Annotated in this window: 17 protein-coding genes; 7 read left to right on the forward strand and 10 right to left on the reverse strand. The window is 60.2% G+C overall.

Translation table 11 applies throughout. The annotated features are described in order from the left end of the window. The first annotated feature begins 247 nt into the window (after nucleotides 1-247). The 3 genes from AAE484_RS04985 (at nucleotide 248) to AAE484_RS04995 (ending at nucleotide 3,134) form a co-directional block, all read left to right on the forward strand. The gene (locus tag AAE484_RS04985; protein WP_341937241.1) at nucleotides 248-1,405 is read left to right on the forward strand and encodes a cytochrome P450; all 1,158 of its coding nucleotides are present in this window, start codon (nucleotides 248-250) and stop codon (nucleotides 1,403-1,405) included. A gap of 181 nt (nucleotides 1,406-1,586) precedes the next feature. Then, on the forward strand, nucleotides 1,587-2,246 hold the full coding sequence (locus tag AAE484_RS04990) for a peroxiredoxin (RefSeq protein WP_341937242.1): 660 nt from the start codon (nucleotides 1,587-1,589) through the stop codon (nucleotides 2,244-2,246). Nucleotides 2,247-2,357: 111 nt separating this feature from the next. Continuing rightward, nucleotides 2,358-3,134 carry a class II glutamine amidotransferase gene (locus AAE484_RS04995; protein ID WP_341937243.1) on the forward strand — a complete coding sequence of 259 codons (777 nt, stop codon included), beginning with the start codon at nucleotides 2,358-2,360 and terminating at the stop codon, nucleotides 3,132-3,134. Between the two features lie 92 nt (nucleotides 3,135-3,226). Here the strand turns inward: AAE484_RS04995 and AAE484_RS05000 are convergent, their stop codons facing one another. The 3 genes from AAE484_RS05000 to sufT all read right to left on the reverse strand — a co-directional run bounded on the left by AAE484_RS05000 (nucleotide 3,227) and on the right by sufT (nucleotide 6,734). Beyond that, a complete protein-coding gene (locus tag AAE484_RS05000; RefSeq protein WP_341937244.1) occupies nucleotides 3,227-4,579 on the reverse strand; it encodes a TrpB-like pyridoxal phosphate-dependent enzyme in 1,353 nt (450 codons plus the stop codon). Nucleotides 4,580-4,731: 152 nt separating this feature from the next. Then, nucleotides 4,732-6,090: an OmpP1/FadL family transporter gene (locus AAE484_RS05005; RefSeq protein ID WP_341937245.1), complete on the reverse strand. Its 1,359-nt coding sequence runs from the start codon at nucleotides 6,088-6,090 to the stop codon at nucleotides 4,732-4,734. Between the two features lie 125 nt (nucleotides 6,091-6,215). After that, entirely contained in the window at nucleotides 6,216-6,734 is a 519-nt protein-coding gene (gene sufT, locus AAE484_RS05010) for a putative Fe-S cluster assembly protein SufT (RefSeq protein WP_341937452.1), read from the reverse strand. Nucleotides 6,735-7,190: 456 nt separating this feature from the next. On the opposite strand from sufT, the gene AAE484_RS05015 reads away from it, so the two are divergent. Continuing rightward, on the forward strand, nucleotides 7,191-8,777 hold the full coding sequence (locus tag AAE484_RS05015) for an MFS transporter (RefSeq protein WP_341937246.1): 1,587 nt from the start codon (nucleotides 7,191-7,193) through the stop codon (nucleotides 8,775-8,777). Nucleotides 8,778-8,840: 63 nt separating this feature from the next. On the opposite strand, the gene AAE484_RS05020 is transcribed toward AAE484_RS05015, so the two are convergent. The 4 genes from AAE484_RS05020 to ytfE form a co-directional block, all read right to left on the reverse strand. Then, nucleotides 8,841-9,197 (reverse strand): DUF488 domain-containing protein, encoded by a 357-nt coding sequence (locus AAE484_RS05020; protein WP_341937247.1) that lies wholly within the window; start codon nucleotides 9,195-9,197, stop codon nucleotides 8,841-8,843. A 107-nt stretch (nucleotides 9,198-9,304) separates the two neighbouring features. Further along, nucleotides 9,305-10,651, reverse strand: coding sequence for an NADP-specific glutamate dehydrogenase (gene gdhA / locus AAE484_RS05025; protein WP_341937248.1), 1,347 nt, complete (start codon nucleotides 10,649-10,651; stop codon nucleotides 9,305-9,307). Nucleotides 10,652-10,724: 73 nt separating this feature from the next. Beyond that, the gene (locus tag AAE484_RS05030; RefSeq protein ID WP_341937249.1) at nucleotides 10,725-13,088 is read right to left on the reverse strand and encodes a nitric-oxide reductase large subunit; all 2,364 of its coding nucleotides are present in this window, start codon (nucleotides 13,086-13,088) and stop codon (nucleotides 10,725-10,727) included. After that, entirely contained in the window at nucleotides 13,081-13,731 is a 651-nt protein-coding gene (gene ytfE / locus AAE484_RS05035; protein WP_341937250.1) for an iron-sulfur cluster repair protein YtfE, read from the reverse strand. Before ytfE ends, AAE484_RS05030 begins: the two co-directional genes overlap by 8 nt. Nucleotides 13,732-14,019: 288 nt before the next feature. On the opposite strand from ytfE, the gene AAE484_RS05040 reads away from it, so the two are divergent. Genes AAE484_RS05040 through AAE484_RS05050 form a run of 3 tightly spaced genes read left to right on the forward strand, consistent with a single transcriptional unit; the run spans nucleotide 14,020 to nucleotide 16,047 of the window. Beyond that, nucleotides 14,020-14,400: a YbaN family protein gene (locus AAE484_RS05040; RefSeq protein ID WP_341937251.1), complete on the forward strand. Its 381-nt coding sequence runs from the start codon at nucleotides 14,020-14,022 to the stop codon at nucleotides 14,398-14,400. Between the two features lie 2 nt (nucleotides 14,401-14,402). Continuing rightward, nucleotides 14,403-15,596, forward strand: a complete 1,194-nt coding sequence (locus tag AAE484_RS05045) for an NnrS family protein (protein WP_341937252.1) — start codon at nucleotides 14,403-14,405, stop codon at nucleotides 15,594-15,596. A gap of 13 nt (nucleotides 15,597-15,609) precedes the next feature. Then, nucleotides 15,610-16,047 (forward strand): RrF2 family transcriptional regulator, encoded by a 438-nt coding sequence (locus tag AAE484_RS05050; RefSeq protein WP_341937253.1) that lies wholly within the window; start codon nucleotides 15,610-15,612, stop codon nucleotides 16,045-16,047. Here the strand turns inward: AAE484_RS05050 and AAE484_RS05055 are convergent. Genes AAE484_RS05055 through AAE484_RS05065 form a run of 3 tightly spaced genes read right to left on the reverse strand, consistent with a single transcriptional unit; the run spans nucleotide 16,030 to nucleotide 20,403 of the window. Further along, entirely contained in the window at nucleotides 16,030-16,926 is an 897-nt protein-coding gene (locus tag AAE484_RS05055; protein ID WP_341937453.1) for a sterol desaturase family protein, read from the reverse strand. The two genes, AAE484_RS05050 and AAE484_RS05055, sit on opposite strands and share 18 nt — an antisense overlap. Before the next feature lie 25 nt (nucleotides 16,927-16,951). Next, complete coding sequence (locus tag AAE484_RS05060) at nucleotides 16,952-19,159, reverse strand: TonB-dependent receptor family protein (RefSeq protein WP_341937254.1); 2,208 nt, start codon at nucleotides 19,157-19,159, stop codon at nucleotides 16,952-16,954. Nucleotides 19,160-19,173: 14 nt separating this feature from the next. After that, nucleotides 19,174-20,403: an imelysin family protein gene (locus AAE484_RS05065; RefSeq protein ID WP_341937255.1), complete on the reverse strand. Its 1,230-nt coding sequence runs from the start codon at nucleotides 20,401-20,403 to the stop codon at nucleotides 19,174-19,176. Nucleotides 20,404-20,481: the final 78 nt, after the last annotated feature.

Consider the following 20,481-nt stretch of genomic DNA (forward strand, 5'->3'; position numbering starts at 1 on the left):
TTTTTATCTGGAGCCGTGGATGCTGCACGGCCCCTACCTCCACCGGTGCAGCCGGGAGACTATTGAGGGGTAAACCCATGGAAAAACTCAAACCGGACGTTGTAGTATGGCCGCTCAGCTGCCGATTTGACCCTTCCTGCTTTAGCCGCAAACCACGAGCACGCAATAACAACGTCAGAACACCCCCAGAAACGCTCCGGCAACCAACGGAGTCGTGGGTGTGCGTACCTTTACTGGGAGAAATGCTATGATCGATGTTGAAGAACGGTATGACTGGAACCCCAGGTCCGATGAAGTGTTGGACCACCCCCTCACCACGTTCGACCGAATGCGAAGCAGGTGCCCGGTCGCCCACAGCGATTATATGGGCTGGTCCGTATTCCGGCACGAGGATATACTTCGGGTCGTTGAGGATGATGCTACCTTCAGCAATCAAGTATCCAGACACCGGTCGGTGCCCAACGGCCTGGACAAGCCCGAGCACAGTCCTTACAGAGCGTTGATTGAGCCTTTTTTTTCACAGGCTCGCATGGCCGCATTCGAACCCTTGTGCCGGGACATCTCCGCCGACCTGATCAGCGGCGTACTCAACCGTCAGTGCGTCGACACTGTTCCGGCGCTGGCCGAGAATTTTGCGCTGCAAATCCAGTGTGCTTTTCTCGGATGGCCCAGAAACCTGCAGGAACCGCTTCGCCGGTGGTCCCATGAGAACCACGAGGCTACCCTGGCCGGTGATCGCGAGGCCATGAACGAAATCGCCCAGCGCTTCAGTCGCTATATTCACGAACTGCTGGAAAGCCGCCGCAAACAAGGCGCCTGGGCACCGGACGACATCACCACCGAGATCATGACCAGCCGCATCAACGATGAGCCCATCCCCGAGGCCGATATCGTCAGCATTCTCAGAAACTGGACGGTGGGCGAAATCGGCACCATCGCCGCCTCAATCGGGTTGCTGTTGAAGTACCTGGCGGAGCACCCGGAGCTCCAGGAGACCTTGCGCCGGGCACCTCAAACTATTACCGAAGCGGTGGATGAGATACTTCGCATTCACGGGCCGCTGATCACCAACCGTCGCCGGGCCACCCGGCCGGTCACCCTGGGTGGCCGCGCCATTGCTACCGACGACCGGGTTACCGTCAACTGGGTGTCGGCCAACCGGGATGAAGCGGTATTCCCCAAGCCCGATGATTTCCGCTGGGGGAGAGATCAGCATCAGAACCTGCTGTACGGAGCCGGGCTGCATGTCTGCCCCGGAGCGCCCCTGGCAAGGCTGGAGCTGGGAGTGTTTCTCGAGGAATTACTAGCCGCTACCGGCGGGTTTTCGCTCAGCCCCGGCAGGAGTCCGGTCAATGCCTATTACCCCGCCAGTGGGTATCAACACTTGTGGCTGGACTTTTCTTAGTGGCCCGAGTGGCCATTCCCCTTGTATATGCATTCTCGCTATAGGTTATGCAAATTCGTGATTTAACAGCACGCGATCATTCCGATAGGATATCCTTAATTCACGGGCAGAGGGTTGCAAATGATCAACACCGCCCGCATCTCTAGGCTTCAATCAGCAAATCCGCTAAGGAGGAAAGCTTATGGCCCTGCGAATCGGCAGTACCGCACCGGACTTTACCGCGCAGACCACCGAAGGCCAGATCAATTTTCATGACTGGATTGGTGACTCTTGGGCAATTCTGTTCTCACACCCCAAAGACTTTACTCCTGTATGCACCACTGAGTTGGGCTACATGGCCAAGCTGAAGCCGGACTTCGACAAGCGCAACACCAAAATCATTGGTCTGTCGGTCGACCCGGTGGAGAACCACTCCGAGTGGAGCAAGGATATTGAGGAGACTCAGGGAACGGCGCCGAACTATCCGATGATCGGCGATACCGACCTGAAGGTTTCCAAGCTGTACGACATGCTGCCCGAAGACGAAGGCGACAGTGCCGAGGGCCGTACTCCGGCTGACAACGCCACTGTACGCGCGGTCTTCATCATCGGCCCGGACAAGAAGATCAAGGCGCAACTGATCTACCCCATGACCAGCGGGCGCAACTTTGATGAGATTCTGCGTCTGTTGGAGTCCATTCAACTGACCGCCAAACACACGGTGGCAACGCCGGTGAACTGGAAAAACGGCGAAGATATCATCATTCCGCCGTCGGTCAGCGATGAGGATGCGAAGAAAAAATTCCCGGAAGGCTTCAAAACCCTCAAGCCCTATCTGCGGGTGGCCAAGCAGCCCCAGTAACCCGCTCGCGAACACGCCGGCGGCGCCCGCCGCCGGTTTTCTGTCTCCTTGTGCGCCCATCCCTGAGCGTATAATGTTCGGTCAAGTCCGGAACCTGAGAGCCTGCCGATCATGTGCGAACTTCTGGCCATGAGTGCCAATACCCCCACCGACCTGTGTTTCAGCTTCACCGGGCTGACCCGTCGCGGTGGTGAAACCGGTCCCCATAAAGACGGTTGGGGTGTGGCCTTTTACGAAGGCAAAGGCGTGCGCTGCTTTCACGATGTGGGCGCCAGCGCCTCCTCCCGCATCGCCGAGGTGGTGCAGACCCATCCGATCAAAAGCGAAGTGGCCATCTGCCATATACGCCAGGCCAATGTGGGGAGAATCTGCCTGGCCAATACCCATCCGTTCACCCGGGAGCTCTGGGGCCGGTACTGGGTGTTTGCCCACAACGGCCAGCTGTCGGGCTTTTCGCCCGACCCCGGATTCTACGAACCGGTCGGTACGACCGACAGCGAAGCGCTGTTCTGCGATATTCTCAACCATCTTCGTCAGCACTGTGACCGGGACGCCCCCACTGAAGAGTTGGTTCGCCAGTTGGTTGAGCTGTCCAGGACCTACGCCCGCGAAGGTGTGTTCAACCTGCTGCTGAGCAACGGCGACTGGCTGTTCACTTACTGCTCCACCAAGATGGCCTGTATTACCCGCCGAGCCCCGTTCGGCCCCGCCCGGCTGAAAGACGCGGATATGGTGGTGGACTTCGAATCGGAAACCACGCCCGACGATGTTGTCAGCGTGATCGTCACCGAACCACTCACCAGCGATGAGACCTGGGATATCTATCAGCCCGGGGAGTGGCGCCTGTGGCGCAAGGGCGAAGTGGTGATGACAGAATCTGACCTCTGAACTATCCGGCGGTAACATTCAGGCGGGAGCAGTCTTAAAGAAGCTCGCGCCCAGCGCTTTAGCGCTGGAGGCGAGCGGAGCGTTTCAGGTCGTTACACCGAAGGCAAACCGGACAGAGCCATTGCCATTTCCTCTTCGCTGTATTCGTGGTCACTCAACTCGCCAGAGAAATAGGCCGTATAGGCCGCCATGTCGAAGTGACCGTGCCCACAGAGATTGAACAGTATGGTCTCGGACTTGCCCTCTTCCTTGCAGCGCAAGGCTTCGTCGATCGCCCCCTTGACCGCGTGATTGGCCTCGGGGGCCGGAACTATGCCTTCGTGACGGGCGAAGAATACGCCGGCTTCAAAGCACTGGCGCTGGGTGTAGGACACCGCATCAAACAGATCCAGCTCCCTGGCATGGGAGACCAATGGCGCCATACCGTGATAACGCAGCCCGCCGGCGTGAAAACCCGGCGGGGTAAAACCCGAGCCCAGAGTGTGCATCTTGGTCAGTGGCGTCATCTGGGCGGTATCACCGTAGTCGTAGGCATATTTGCCGCGCGTGAGCGTGGGACAGGCCGAGGGCTCCACCGCCACAATACGCGAGCGCTCACCACCGCGCAGGGCATGCCCCATGAACGGGAACGCGATACCGGCAAAATTGGAGCCACCGCCGGTGCAGCCCACAATCACATCCGGCCAGCTGTCCGCCATTTCCATCTGCTGCATGGCTTCCAGGCCGATAATGCTCTGGTGCAGCAATACATGGTTGAGCACGGAGCCCAGAGCGTATTTGGTATCTGGATCCTGCACGGCCAGCTCCACCGCCTCGGAGATGGCAATTCCCAGGCTACCGGTGTGCTCCGGGTTCTCGGCCAATACCTTGCGGCCAAACTCGGTCTGATCCGAGGGTGACGGCAGACAATGGGCCCCGTAAGTTTCCATCACTGCCCGGCGGTAGGGCTTCTGGTCGTAGGAGACCCGTACCTGAAACACGTTGATATCCAGACCGAAAAGCGCACCGGCATAGGACAGGGAGGTGCCCCACTGGCCGGCTCCGGTTTCGGTGGTCAGGCGCTTGGTGCCGGCCTGCTGGTTGTAGAACGCTTGGGCAATGGCGGTATTGGGCTTGTGGCTACCGGCCGGACTGACCCCTTCGTATTTGTAGAAGATCTTCGCCGGTGTGCCCAGGGCTTTTTCCAGCCGATGCGCACGATACAGCGGTGCCGGGCGCCATTGGCGGTAGACATCGCGCACCGGCTCTGGGATCTCCACCTCGCGCTCGGTACTCACCTCCTGCTCGATCAAAGCCATAGGGAACAGCGGTTCCAGGTCCGCCGGCCCTACCGGCTGATGAGTTTGAGGATGAAGCACGGGTGGCATGGGACGGGGGAAGTCCGCCTGGATGTTGTACCAGGCTTTGGGCATCTGGTCTTCGTCGAGAAGAAATTTGGTCTGCATGGACGGGGTTCCTGTCAGTGTGATTATTATCGCTTTGATAGAATAATACTGAAGCCGTCGAAAGATGCCAACACGACGAAACGCGAGAACCGGCCCTTAATAGTTTCCCCTTTGGCGGCCCAGGCTTTAACGGACCGCCAAAGGAGCGAGCCTCAGAAGCGCCAATTCACCTGCGCGCCGATGATGTTCACGGTGCTGTCGAATTTTCCCTGAAGATTGTAGCTGCCTCCCGTTGCCGTGGGCTCCTGACGATCGAGTTCGGCATCATCCACCATCAGGTGGGCGTAACTCACATCCAACGAGACGGCATCGGACAACAGAAAGTTGGCACCAAACGCCAACCAGGTGCGGTCCTCGTCCGGGATGCGCGGGCTGGCGTATTCCGGGTCGGTCTGGGGCGCTTCATCTTTGGCAACACCAAAACGCCAGGTCATCGCGTCCGACCAGGCAAAGCTGGCGCCGAGCGCCAAGCGCAGGGTGTCGTCATAACGCAGGTCCAGTTCGGTCACATTTTCACCGGAGTCGACATTGTCCACCGCAATGGTCTGGATGCTGCTCCAGCGCGTCTGGGAGACATCCGCATGCAGTGTCCACTGATCACCGAGTTGCTGCGAGCCACTCAGGGTGAGGGTGTCGGGCATCTCCGCGCCGGCTTCCACACTCCCCTCGCGAGCCGACAGAGCGCCCGCACAGAGCGTCCCTGTAGTGGGGGCCGGTGGTGCCCCGGTGGGAAGGCCCGCCTCCGGCGCACAGGCGGCATTGTAATCAAAGCTTGCCGATCCGCTGAGGGCAAAGTCGCCTCCCTGGCGCCACAACAGACCGATATGGGTGCCGGGCGCCGGTGTCCACAGGACGCTGGCATCAAAGACAAAATCATCATCGTCGCCTTCAATCCTGGCACCACTGTCCGTCGCCGGGTCGGGGTTGAGGCCCAGGGTGGAGTCAAACTGGCTCTCCAGCTGCACATCAATGCGCTGGTAACTGACGCCCAGGCCGAACGCGATCTGATCGTTCGGCGCCCAGGCGGTGGTCGCATTGAAGTTCATCACCTCCAGCTCGCTGAAGGTAGCCTCGTAACGGCCGGGCCAGGTGGTGCCAAAATCACTGGACAAGCCGAAGGGACCGCCAGCGCCCAGCCCCAGGGTAAACTGCTCTGAGAGCGGCATCACCCAATAGGCGTTAGGGATAAACCCGGTCTCATCGGTTGTGGCACCGCCATCCACTGACACCGTATTCCCGCTCACCGTGTAGCTGGAGCCGTCATTGACGAAGTCCGCTTCGGTAAAGACGGCATTCCCGCCGAGCGTAAGCTGACGGCCCTCGAGGCGCGACATGCCGGCCGGATTGAAATAGACGGTCGAGGCGTCGGTGATATCGGAAGCGGTGCCGGCGAACGCCTTGCCCAGCTGGGCCGGGCTTTGCTCCAATAGCTGGAATGACGAGGCCAACGCCAGTGACGGCACACTCAACGCGACAGCGGCCAGTGCGGCACTCAGGGGATTGCGAACCATACGACTCTCCTCCAATTCATGATCGGGTGTCAGATTTCTCTGTCAAAACCTTTGCACGACCTGAAGTGTAGCAGCTGCTCAGAAAAGAACCGTTCACCACCGCACGAACCCGCCCAGGCGGGACATCAGAAAAACATGCCCGTTTCCAGCTGCGCCTCTTCGCTCATCATGGTCTGATTCCAGGGCGGATCGAACACCAATTCGACGTTGCTGGACTGAACGTTCGGCACTTCGGCCAGACGGCGTTTGACGTCATCGATCAGCACATCGCCCATACCGCAGCCCGGCGCGGTCAGCGTCATTTCCACATCCACATGACCCCGGTCCTGGTCGATGGCCATTTTGTACACCAGCCCCAGGCTGACAATGTTGACCGGAATCTCCGGGTCGTAGACCATCGAGAGCGCCTTCCACACCTGCTCTTCATCAATTTGGCCATCGGCACGCGCCTCGAATTCCAGGCCGTTGGATGTCAGGCCGATGGCATCGGCATCTTTGCCATCGATACGGATCAGATTACCGTGATACAGAAGCGTATAGCTGGCGCCCAACGCCTGGGTAATGGCCGCCTCCGCCCCCTTGGGGATCATCAGGTCATCGCCGGAGGGCACCAGCTTGGCCGGGGCTTCGCGCTCAAACACCACCTCGCGCCCCTGGGCGCTCTGGGGTTTTTTGGCGTTGGGGGCGCGAATGGTGATCTGTTGTTGACCGTCCTGCTCCTGCAGACCGATTTCCAGGCCTTTCAGATACGGCAGACTGCGTTTGTCCAGATACAGTTTGAGATCGCCCTCGTACACTTCCAGGTCGGTTTCAGACTCCTCACCGGGGCGGCAATAGGCCAGGCAGGTTTCCGCCCGCGGCGTTCCCGCCTCGACAACAAAAATCCGCGCCGCATCCACACCCTGGCTGCTCAGCAGCTCGATCAGGTAGTCGCGGGCCGGTTCGGAAATATGAAAACTGGGCTGCATAAGATGCTCTCTGAGTACTCGTTTTGATTAATGCTTATGCTACCATTAAATCCTCGCGGTAAAAATACCCGAGTGTCACACTCAGGTATTACCGCATCGGTCGATTGGTCGCTCTCACCTTTCGGAGTCTGTATGAACTTTTACCACCCGCTTGCCTTCTGGCTGGGTTGTATCGGCATCACGCTGGGCGTGCTCTCCCAAATCCCCATGTTTTTGCATGCGGCCCCGATGGGCTATCACATGGCCGGGATGCCCATGAGCACCACCATGCTGGTGGGAATGGCGCTGATCCCACTCGGGCTCCTGCTATCCGGGTACGGTGTATTGCCCCGGCTGGCGGAGCTTCGACATCAGCACGAGAGTCACTTGCAGTTCCATATCGCCGACCGGGTGCCGCTCAATGCGGAACACTGGAAGCTGGTGATCGTGCTCTGGGTGGCCGTTACAGTTGATGTTATGAAACCCGCCACACTGGGCTTTGTGATGCCGGGCATGGCTTCGGAGTACCAGCTCACCAGCCAGTCGGCGGGCGCACTCGCGGTGGTCGCGCTGACGGGCACGACGGTGGGATCGGTACTATGGGGCATGGCGGCCGACCGCTTTGGTCGCCGCGCGGCGATTTTATTGTCGGCCCTGATGTTTATTGGTACGGCCATCTGTGGCGCCATGCCCTCCTACACCTGGAATCTCATCATGTGCTTCCTGATGGGTCTGTCGGCGGGAGGGTTACTGCCCATTACCTTTGCGCTGATGGCCGAATCCATCCCGGCCAAACACCGCGGCTGGCTACTGGTCGCGCTGGGCGGGCTGGGAACTGCAGCGGGCTACCTGGTGGCGGCCGGCTCCGCCACATTACTTGAACCCACGTTCAGCTGGCGCATTCTCTGGTTACTGGGGTTGCCCACCGGCTTACTGGTCATCTTTCTCAATCGCTACATCCCCGAGTCACCCCGCTACCTCGCCAGCAAAGGCCTGAACCATGAGGCTCGCCATGTATTGGCGCGGTTCAGCGGCAACGCCCACCAGGACAGTGAGGTCGTTGTGGAACCAGAGCCGGAGTCGGCCCCGGGCGGCTTTGGGGAGCTGTTCAAGGCGCCCTACGTGGGTATCACCCTCGGTCTGATAACCGCCGGTGTCGCCTGGGGTCTGGTCAATTTCGGATTTCTGCTTTGGTTGCCCACCAACCTCCACGCTTTGGGGCTGGCAGAACATGCCAACTCCCTGGTGGCCCAATCGGCCTTTTTTGCCCTGCCCGGTGTCGCTCTGGTGATCTGGCTCTACCACCACTGGAGCTCCATTCATACACTGACGCTGTTTTCCGTGTTGACGGCAGCGGCTCTGTTGATTTTCGCTCTCTGCAGCCTTTTCGGCTGGTTGACGCTACCGGTTTTAACGGTTTGTACCGCGCTGTTGCTGACCAGTGCCAGCGGCATCATTGCAATGCTGATTCCCTACGCGTCAGAAATTTATCCCGTTCACCTGCGCGGTACCGGCGCGGGCATTGTCGCCGCCAGCTCGAAGTTGGGCGGCATTGGTGGCACTCTGCTGGGGGTCAGTGGTCTGCTGGACTCGCTAACGGCGTCCGCTCTGGTCATTGCGACACCGCTTTTCGGGGCGGCCTTGCTGTTGGGACGCAATGGAATCGATACCCGGGGCCTGCATCTGGAAGATATACGCCGAGCCATGCGACGCAAAACTCAAGACAGCGTCAAATCATAGTTGACCGGTCGAGCAGAAAAAGGCGGCGCGCCACCCCGATTACATTAATGTGTGAACCGAGCTTCAGTGGTCCATCTTTTTCAGGTACTCGCGCAGAACGCGGGCGTGGTTGTGCTCTCTGTCTTTGGCGCCGAATATGAGTGTCAGCTTTCCCTGTTCACTTTTCTCAAGTAGCTCCCTTGCCCGTGACTTATTGTCTTTCAGCTCTTGCAGATAGTGGAGCCGAAACTCCTTCCACTTATCCGGATCGTGACTGAACCATTTGCGCAGGGTTTCGCTGGGGGCCACTTCCTTGCACCAGTCCTTGAGTGCAAGATCTTCCTTTTTGATGCCCCTCGGCCAGAGTTTGTCCACAAGCACCCTGGCGCCATCCCCGCTCTCAACCGGGTCGTGAGCTCGCTTGATAAAAACATCCACCATAGTGACACCTTCTCTTCGCCAGGTTGTTACACTGAAATGACAAGTGGCAGCCAGAATTCAGTAGCCGCCCTGTGCACAACGTTGATCAAGGCCTTGGCATAACGCTGTCAGATAACCCCAAAAGCCAGCATGGCATCGGCGACACGGCGGAAGCTGGCGATATTGGCACCGGCCACATAGTTGCCGTCGAGATCGAACTCCCGGGCCGTCTCGTAACAGTCCCGATGGATATTGGTCATGATCTGGCGCAGGCGCTTTTCGGTGTACTCAAAACTCCAGGCATCGCGACTGGCGTTCTGCTGCATCTCCAGTGCGGAGGTGGCCACCCCGCCGGCATTGGCGGCTTTTCCCGGACCATAGGCAACATTGTTCTCCCAAAAGCAATCGACGGCCTCCGGTGTGCAGGGCATATTGGCGCCCTCGGCGACCGCCTGGCAGCCATTTGCAACCAGTGTTTGCGCGTCCTTTTCATCCAGTTCGTTCTGGGTCGCACAGGGGAAGGCGAGATCGCAGGGAATCTCCCAGATGTTGCCCTGTTCACGGTAATCGGCGTCGCCGTGCTGATCGGTGTACGCTTTGATGCGGTCACGTCGGACTTCTTTTATTTCCTTGACCGTGTCCAGATTGATGCCGCGCTCATCAAAGATCACGCCGCCGGAATCCGAACAGGCCACGACTTTCGCACCGAGTTGCTGTAACTTTTCGATCGCGTAAATCGCCACGTTACCGGAACCGGAGACCACACAGGTTTTGTCTTTCAGCGTTTCATTGCGGGCTTTGAGCATTTCCTCGGCAAAGTACACCAGCCCGTAACCGGTCGCCTCTTTGCGTACCAGCGCCCCGCCCCAGCTGGGACTTTTTCCGGTCAGGACGCCGGACTCGTAACAATTGGTGATGCGCTTGTACTGGCCGAACAGAAAGCCGATTTCGCGCGCCCCTACACCGATATCGCCCGCGGGCACATCGGTCATCTCTCCGATGTGCCGATACAGCTCTGTCATAAAGCTCTGACAGAAACGCATGATTTCGTTGTCGGACTTCCCCTTGGGGTCAAAATCCGAACCGCCCTTGCCGCTGCCGATGGGCAGCCCGGTCAGGGCATTTTTGAAAGTCTGCTCGAAGGCGAGAAATTTGATGGTGCCCAGCAATACGCTGGGGTGAAACCGCAGACCGCCCTTGTAGGGGCCAAGCGCGCTGTTGAACCCGACCCGGAAGCCCCGGTTGATGTGAACCTCGCCATCGTCATCCTGCCAGGGCACCCTGAAAATGATCTGACGTTCGGGCTCGCAGATGCGCTCGATGATTTTCTGCTGGGCGTAGTAGGGACACTTTTCCAGGACGGGGGTCAGGGTTTCAATCACTTCCCATACCGCCTGATGGAATTCGGTTTCCCCGGGGTTGCGACTTTTTACTACATCATAAATCGCATCGATCCGTTCTTGAGCATTGACCATTCATTCCTCCAAACATCGTCTGTAAACACAGGGCGGGTAAGCTCCCGCCCTGTGTCAATCACAACAGGAGAGCCTACTTATCTCCGCCGCACTGTCCGCAGCAGGTTTCACCGCTGTGGGCTTCGGCCATGGCCGCATCCGATTCGGCGTAGGCCGGCGCAAACTTCTCCACCGGCTGAACCGGGCCGATCCACTCCGCCGCGTCCGGAAAGAATACGCCCTTGACCACCTGCCAGCTCACCGCGAGAGCGCCGACAATAAAGATCACGTCACCAAAGGTACGCACCCAGCGTAGCGTTTCCAACAGTGGCTGCTGCAGAAACTCTTCGCTGCGAGCATACCACAGGCCCTCTGAGGCGCTGGCGGCAAACTGGATGATACCCACCGGCAACAGGCTGGTGAACAGCATCAGTACCAGGCCCGCATTCAGCCACCAGAAGGCGGTTTTCATCAATTTTTCATTGAAGACCATCTGGGGGCGGATGTAGCGCAGAATCAGCAGCGTAAAGCCCAGTGCCAGGAAACCGTAGACCCCGAACAGCGCCGCGTGAGCGTGGGTCGGCGTGGTGTTCAGACCCTGCAGATAGTAGAGCGCGATGGGCGGGTTGATCATGAAGCCCAGCACACCGGCACCGAGCATATTCCAGAAGGCCACCGCCACGAAGAACAACAGGGGCCACTTTATCTGCTGCATCCAGGGCGCCTTGAACTTGAGCCGCCAGTTTTCCCAGGCCTCGTAGCCCAGGACCACCAGGGGCACCACTTCCAGCGCACTGAAGGAAGCGCCCACCGCCATGACCGGGGTGGTGGTGCCGGAGAAGTACAGATGGTGGAAGGTGCCGGGCACGCCGCCGAGCATGAACAGCGAAGCCGAGGCCAGAGAAGCGGCCGTGGCCACGGTACGCGAGACCAGCCCCATGCTGCAGAAGATGAAGGCCAGAGCGGCGGTGGCGAAGACCTCAAAGAACCCCTCCACCCACAGATGTACCACCCACCAACGCCAATACTCCATGACCGAGAGGTTGGTACGCTCGCCGTAGGCGAGGCCGGCGCCGTAGAACAGGCCGATGGCCACCACCGAGGCGGTGAACAGCGCCAGCAGGTTTTTGTCGCCGGGCTGGCGCAGGGCAGCGGCAATGCCGCGCATCATCAGGATCAACCAGAAAACGATGCCGAGGAACTTGAGAATCTGCCAGAAGCGGCCCAGGTCCACATACTCGTACCCCTGATGGCCGAACCAGAAGCTCAGGTGGGCGGGCATGATCTGATTGATGGCAAAGAAGTTACCGGCGAAGGAGCCCACCACCACAGCGATCAGCGCCCAGAAGAGGACATCGACACCGAGTTTCTGATACTTCGGATCCTTGCCACCGTTGATGATCGGGGCCAGAAACAGGCCCGCTGCCAGAAAACCGGTGGCAATCCAGAACATGGCCGCCTGCAGGTGCCAAGTGCGCATCAGCGAATAGGGAAGCCAATCGGAGGTCTGAATACCGTAGAAGCCCTGGCCTTCGACCGTGTAGTGAGCGACAAAGCCCCCGAGAAAGACCTGGGCCACAAACAGCGCGACCACCACGAACAGGTACTTGCCCAGTGCTTTCTGTGAGGGTGTCAGATTGAAGGTTGTAATCGGATCGGCTTTGGGTGCGACCGGCTCGTCTTCCTCTTCTTTGCGCAGGAAGGCCCAGCCCCAGACCAGACCACCCACACCGGCAATCAGCAACACGACACTGACGATGGACCAGATGACGTTTTCCGCCGTGGGCTTGTTGTCGATCAGAGGCTCGTGGGGCCAGTTGTTGGTGTAGGTGGCTTTGCCGGGATAACGCTCGGTGGCGGCGGCCCAGGCGGTCCAGAAGAAGAACTCGGTCATGCGCTCGCGCCGCTCGTCGTTGGGCAGAGTCACTTCCTTCATCGCATAGCTTTCGCGCGTGCCCTGCAGCTCGGGCGAGCCGCCAAACAGACGATCGTAGTAGTCGGCCGTCTGGGCGATGGCCTCGGCCCGCCGATCGGATACCTGCAGGGTATCGGTCTGCGGATCATAGTCGTTGGTGCGGTAGGCGGTTTTCAGATCGTATTGAAGGTTGTTCTGCTCACGCCCGCTGAGCTCTTCATAGGGCACGCCGTATTCTTCCCGGGCCGCCAGCTCCAACCAGGCGAGCAGCTCCCGATGCAGCCAGTCGGCGGTCCAGTCCGGGGCCTGATAGGCCCCGTGACCCCAAATGGAGCCCAGTTGCATACCGCCCACCGACTGCCAGGCGGTCTGGCCGTCGAGAATGCTCTCTTCGGTCATCAGCTCCTCACCGCTTTCACTGATCACCTGACCGGGAATCGGCGGCGCCTTGCGGTACACTTCCACACCAAAATAGCCCAACAGGGCAAAGGTCAATGCCAGGACACCGATCAGCGTCCACCAGAGGCCACGGTACTTACCCATTGTCTGTTTCTCCACGTCCGTCAATACGCTCGAATAGAATGTTGTTTTCCAGATGGATATGGTCCATCAGGTCCTGCTGCAGGGCTTCCAGACCGGTGTAGAGCGCGCGCCAGGTGTTGCAGGCGCCGGACGGCAAGGTGATGCCCTGAGTGAGGTCGCCAATGCGCGCCAGCGCGGCGCCATGGTCATCGTGTTCCTGACGCATCATGGCCACTGGACCGGAGGCTACATCGCGCATGCCCCGGCTGATCATGGGAAACAGCACACGCTCTTCTTTCTGCATGTGAGCCTCCAGTTCAGTCGCCATGACTTCCAGGTGATCAGACAGCCCGGCGGGGCACGCCGGATGGCCACCGTGCACCAGCTCAACGCGCTGACTCAGACGAATCAGCTCGGGAAACTGCTGGCGATGCACGTCGTGGTAGCGTGTCAGGATGTGCTCAATCAGTTCGATGTCGCTCGGCGATGGCAAATGATCCAACTCCCTCAGAATCGCGTCGGCATCCACGCCTTTTTCCTGCGCCGCCTGCGCCAGGGTCTGTCGACCACCACAGCAAAAATCCAGATGATGCCGATGAAATATCGCCGTGGCCCCGGGAACCACCCGTGCCAGGTCACCCAATGTCTGCTCGAGAGCGTTCATGTCATTTCTCCAAGTCACTGGCGACGTTCGCCTTAGCCTCTGATATCGACGGGTACCAAACCCACCACTAAAGATTCATATATTGTGCATCTTTAAAGTCAATCCTATCTTCATCGTCATAAGAAGTAAAACAGATTCATGTTAAATCCCACCAAGCCTCCCCAAAGACATACCGCCCCTACCTTCAAAGGAGTACAGTCATCCCTCCTCAGCGTCGGTTGCCGGGGCCGCGCATAAGATGTACTATAAATTCATCTTATTGGCAGCCTGACAACCGGGATACGCCCCATGAAGCTCATTCATTTACGACGCACCCCCTGGTTATGTCTGGCCTGGAGCTGTCTGGGTCTCGGCGCTTTGGGTGCGGCGCTGCCGCTGGTGCCCACCACGCCGTTTTTACTGCTGGCCGCCTGGGCGGCCCCCAAAGGCTCCCCGCGCTTGGCCCAGTGGCTGCAGACTCATCCCCAGTTGGGTCCCACGCTCGAGGCCTGGCAGACCCGGCGGGCGATACCTCCCCGAGCCAAAAAATGGGCCGTCGCCATGCTCGCGACCAGCTGGCTGGTGCTGTTTGTGCTGGATACCCACACCGGGGTTCTGGCCTTTCTTGCCGTTTTATTTATGCTGGTGGGTACCTATGTCACCACCCGCCCCGACGCTGACGGAGTGTAACCATGGCGCAACCCTCACCTCCTCCTGCCTCTCCCCTGCTCGCCTACGCCTTTCGGCCCTTCTTTTTGCTGACGGGCCTCTACGCGGTATTGGTGGTGCTGGCCTGGGTCGGTTTCCTGTTCGGCAATTGGCCACTGCCGCTGGGTTGGTCGCCCTTGCAGTGGCACAGTCACGAGATGGTGTACGGCTTTGTCGCGGCAGCCACGGCCGGCTTTGTGCTCACCGCCATGACCAACTGGACCGGAGCGGCGCCACTGGCGGGGAGAGGGCTGGCGGCATTGATCGCACTCTGGCTGGCGGGGCGCCTGGTCTTCTGGTTCGCCGGCTGGCTACCCACCTGGTTGGTGGCGGCGGTTGATCTGGCGTTTCTGCCGGTACTGGCCATATACGTGGCGAGGGTACTGCTGCGCCACGGCAACAAACGCAACCTGATTCTGGTCGGAGTGCTGGGACTGTTGACCCTGGGCAACTTCCTGATGCATCTGGGCTTCCTCACGGGCAAGACGGGTCTGCTCAAGCTTGGCCAGACGCTGGCGCTTGATATCATTACCCTGATGATGGTGGTGATCGCCGGGCGAATCATTCCCGCCTTCACTGCCAACTGGCTACGCCAGAATGGGGGCGACCCGGAGTGGGTGACCCGCTCGGCGAGAACCGATCAGATGGCGATGCTCAGTGTGCTTCTGCTGGTGATCGCCGAACTGCTGCCCTCGCCCGCCTGGCTGGTCGGCGCTCTGGCCCTGGCCGCCGGCGCCATCAATGGCCTGCGACTGGTCCAGTGGGCCGGGTGGCGCACCTGGCGCGAGCCCATGCTCTGGATTCTGCACCTGGCTTACGCCTGGATCGTGCTGGCCCTGCTACTGCGCGGCCTTGACCGGCTCGGCGGGGCCGGAATGACCAGCCTGTGGCAACACACTCTGGGCGTCGGTGCCATGGGTACGCTGATCATCGGCGTCATGAGCCGGGTGGCCATGGGCCATACCGGGCGCCCGATCAAGCTGCCCCGTTTTGGCGGTCTGATGTTTCTGGCCATCATTGCGGCCACACTGCTGCGCCTGGCCGCCGCCAACCAATGGGTGGATTACCGCATCGGAGTGACCCTGGCCGCCCTGGGCTGGATTCTGGCGTTTGCCTTGTTTGTGGTACTTTATTGGCCCGTATTAACCCGCCCCCGCGCCGACGGTCGCCAGGGCTGAAACGAGAGATGTCATGCACATTACCCGCTACACGGACTACTCGCTGCGCGTGCTCATGTACGTGGCGCTCAAGGGAGAGGAGCTGTCGACGATTCGGGAAATCGCCGAGAGCTACGATATATCCCGAAATCATCTGATGAAGGTGGTGCAGGAGTTGAACATCAAGGGCTACCTCACCGCCATTCGCGGCAAAAACGGCGGCCTGCGCCTGCGCGGCCGACCGGAAGAGATCAACCTGGGGGAGCTGGTGCGCCGCACCGAGCAGGATCTCACCCTGGTGGAGTGCTTTGGCAGCGGCAGCCAGTGCGCCCTGACGCCCGCCTGCCAACTCAAAGTCGTACTGGGTGAAGCGCTGGAGGCGTTTTTCCGGGTGCTCGACAGCTACACCCTGGCGGACCTGGTGCATCCTGACAATGCACGGGAAATGAAACAGTTATTGCGTCTGCCCTGAACGCGGGGACGAAACCCCAAAGCGCAGCCGTCGCGGGCGCTCGCCCGCCGGCAGGTGACTGCCAAAGAGCCTGTCCCAGAGCGTCAGACAGGTACCAAAGTTACGATCCCGGTGTTCCGGCGCCGCGCTGTGGTGCAATTGGTGCTGCGCCGGGCTGATCAGCCAGCGCTCCAGTCGTCCGAAGGTGAACCAGATATGACTGTGGCGCAGATTGGCGCCCAGGAAGTTGAAGGCGAAGCCCAGTACATCCACGCCCAGCACGTCCAGACCGCTCAACTGACCTCCGAACAGATAGACAAACACCCCACTGACACCCCCGAACACCACCAGGCCGCGCAGGTAATAGGCGGTCATTTCCAGCGGGTGCACCCGGAATAAGGTCAATGGAGTGAGTCGCCTGGCGCTGTGGTGGACCCGGTGAAAGCGCCAGAGCCAGGGCACCCGGTGCATGGTCCGGTGCAAGGCAAAGCGGCTGAGATCCTCCACCAGGAAAAACACCAGGGTATAACTCAGCGCAATGGCCAGCCAGTGCCACGGCAGCGCGGGGGCGTTGCCCAGATGGATCTGGAGGGTGCGGGCCACCCAGAGCGTGGCCATCATATGACTGCCCAACAGGGGCACGATCAGCAGTACCCGCAACGTACTGTTGCCCAGCATCAGACCCAGGTCCGTGGCGGTGGAGCGGTTGAGCCAGTGACGGCGTGAGAACAGGCTTCGGTGCAATCCGCGCCAGAAACCGATGTCTTCGCGCCGGCGAAACTGGAGATACAGCGCCACCACCGCCATCACCCCCGCCGAGACCCAGAACAGCCAGTACATGCGGCTGGCCGGGTTCAGCGGGTAGTTCAGGGGCGCGGTCAGCGCCTGCCACCAATCCATCTCAAACACCCCGTTCAGGCCTCCTTCAGAAGCGGTAGGTCACGCCCAGCTGCACCGTTCGCGGCGCATTGGGGCGGGCACCGAAGGGCCGGCGGGAGACCAGCTCGCGCTCGTCGGTGAGGTTGTCCGCCACCAGCTGCAGGCTCAGGTCCGACGACAGATCGTAGCGTGCGGACAGATCCAGGGTGGTATAGGCCGAGAGGCGATCGCGCCCCGTGGGCTCATCCCGCCCGGGCCGGTCACGCATTTCACCGGAATACTTCACCGCCAGGTCCACCTGCCAGTCCAACGCCATCAGGCCGATGCCGAGCCGGGCCTGGTGGTCGGGGGTGTAGGTCAGCTCATCGCCGGCCCGCACCGTGCCCCACTGGGAGAAGCCCGAAGTGAAATCGCTCTGGAAAGCGCTTTCGGTATAGGTGTAAGCCAGGCTCAGCGGCATCTCGAGCCGGTCGCTGAGCGACCAGACCAGATCCCCGGTCAGCTCCAGGCCGGCGATTTCCACGCGGCCGCCATTGAACTCCTCGCCCGGCTCGCAGCCGGCATCGGACACCCGACAGCGGCCGAGCAGGTTGTCGTAGTCGCTGAAAAAGCCGATGGCGTCCAGGGTCAGCTCCCCGGCCTTATAGCGAAAACCGTACTCGAGGTTGACGCTCTCCTCCGGCTCCACCGATTCACCGGCACCCGGGCCGCTGGGGGAGAAGCCTTTGTTCACCCCCACCAGCAGGCCCAGGTTGTCGGTCCATTCATAGAACACACCGGCACCGGGTATGACAATGTCCTGGGTATTGCTTCGGCGGCTGCCATCGGCACGGTTATCCACCTCGCCTTCAATGCGCTCGGCGCGCAGGCCCAGATTGATTTTCCAGGGGCCGCGACGGATTTCGTCGCTGACAAACAGGGCCCAGGCATCAGTTTCCGCCCGGTTGTCGGTCTTGAGCGCCCGGTCGGTGATCCCGTCGAATGCCAGTTCGCCGTCCTGCACCCGATAACCAAAGGGCTGATGGGCGCGGTCGACATAGTCGTGGTGGTAGCGCAGCCCCACGGCCAGCTCGTGCTGCCAGCTTCCCAGACCCAACTCATGCTGCAGCTCGGTTTCCAACCCCTGAGAACCGTACTCGCGGGCGTTATCAGTCACATCGAGTCGATCCGACAGACGATCACTGGAGTTGATCTCCCCTCTCAGCAGCGAAATCTGCCGGTCGAACACGTCAGGGCGATTGAAGATACTGCTCGCGCTCAGGTTCTCGGAGTAGTCGCCATCCTCGGCCGGAGCGGCGAAGAAGCCATCGAGCTTTTTCCAGGCGCGATCAAAACGGTTGATGTACAGCTTGTTGATCCACTGCCAACCGGTGTAGAAGTTGGCCTGGTGCAGCAGATGCGCCTGGGTGTGCTCGGACTCGAAGCGATCGGCACCGCTGCCCAGGTAGCGACGATCCGGGGTCGCCTCGAAATCCTCATCGGTCAATCCCAGGTAGGTTTCATCGGAATCCTCGTCGGCATAGCCCAGCTTCAGGATGACACTCTGGGCCACCGGCGAGCCGGGCCGCGATTCCCAGCCCAACTTGAGGTTGAGATCGTTCCGGTCAAAACCGGTACCGGCGCCGTTGTCCAGCTCCTTGAAGCCATCGGCGCCATAGTTGAGCAGATCCAACTGGTAGCTGAACTGCTCCTGGCTATCGCCTAAGACCAGTCGGCCTTTGCGGTAGCCGTCGGTGCCGGCACTGAGTGACACCCGGCCTTCTCGCTCGAAGGGCAACGGTGCGGTCACCAGATTGACGGCGCCGCCCACGGTATGGGGACCATAGTGAATGGCCGAGGGGCCCTTGAACACTTCCACCGCGCTCATGCGATTGACGTTGGGCACGTAGTAGGCCGCCGGCGCCGAATAGGGTGCGGGCGCAATCAGAATGCCGTCTTCCATCAGGGTGATTTTCTGACTGCGCTCAGCAGTGGCACCGCGAATGCCGATGTTGGGCCGCAGGCCGTAACCATCCTCGGTGCGGATATATACACCGGGCACCTGGGTCAGCAGTTCATTGATATCGGTCTGGTCAAACCGGGCGATGGCATCTTCGTCCAGAAAGCTGGCGGCGCCCGCGGTGGAGCGCACCGCGTCGGCACCACCGGTCACCAGAACTTCCTCGTAGACCAGTTGGGGCAACTCAATATCCTGGGCGCTGGCCAGGCCGCTGACCAGTGCCAGCAGCAGGGGCGTGTGTTTCAATCGATTCATGTTCATTCCCGCGATCAGTCGTTGTCGGATTGCCCGCGTTCGGGCAAGTCGAGGTTGACGATGGTGATGAAGTCCGTGCGCAACCGGTCGGTCACCCGCTTGAGGTACGCATGTGCGGCGCAGGCTCCGGGATAATTGTCCTCCGGGTTGGCGGCGGCATTCTGGCAGTCCTGAGCACTACCCGACTCGTGTTGCGCGCGCATCTGCTGAAGGAGAGTGGGACTTGAATACCCCGAGCGGACGTCGGCATCGATGATGGCATCCTCAAACGCTTCCTTTACGTCGGGAAAGCCCTCGTGCACAAAGATGTCGTCGAAGCCCAGTCCATTGCCGCCTTTGAAACCCTGCAGAAAGGCTTTCATATTGACCTGAATATTCCGCATAGACGTTTCGCTGTAGGGCGACTCGACCGCGTCCGGGCAGGCAACGGCGTTACAGCCGGTATGCAGGCCCGTGGGCACGCCGAGTTTGCGGTCCTTGGTCTGCAGCTCAACGTAAAAAATCGCATCGGACAGCGCTTTCAGGTTGTCTTCCTGATTGGCAGGGTTGACCCACTCAAAGCGGTAGTCACCGCCCTCCGGCTCCCAGGTTTGCACCAGTGTCTGAGAGGCATCGACAATGTCATCGGCCAGGCGCTGAGCATAATCGCAGCGCTGCTGGCGACGGGTCGACTCCGGCAGGTCATTCCATCCCTCGGTTTCACTGATCTGCGAGGGGCAGTGATGGGTGAGATCTTCAGAGAACAGCAGGTACTCCAACGCGTCCAGACCGCGGGCGTTGAACGAGCGCGCACTGAGGTTAAAGCCTTCTTCCTGGGCCAATACCACGCTCTGGTCCACGGCACACTCGCTCAGCGGTGCGCTGCTGCCAAAGGAATAGATCCGGTTGCGCAAAGCGCCGCCGTTGGCCGCCAGCGGGCCGACCTGAAACAGCTCCACCCGCTGCCACTGATCCATGGTCGAGCGCCACTGGTCGCGCGCCCGCTGAATTCGCGAGGCGCCATCCGAATCGTTCAGAGACTCGCAGTAGAACTCGACTGAGTTGATCCCCTCGGCCAGCTCATCCGCCTGATCAGCAAAGGCGCGGTACTCGGGCAGAAACACATTGTCCGCGTAGTTGGCCATCATGCCCTGATAATCAAAGCCACGGGTCGTCTCCGACTCGGCGCTTCCGGATTGATCGTCGCCCACGCAACCACTGACGGCCACGGCCAATAGGGGAAGGGCCCAACGATAGATTCGCATCTTTCTGCACTCCTGATTCGGTCATTTCTCAACGCACAACAGGCGAACACCCGAAACGGGTGCCCGCCTGTTCGCCTG

Source organism: Marinimicrobium sp. C2-29, from assembly GCF_038419845.1.
GTDB lineage: Bacteria > Pseudomonadota > Gammaproteobacteria > Pseudomonadales > Cellvibrionaceae > Marinimicrobium.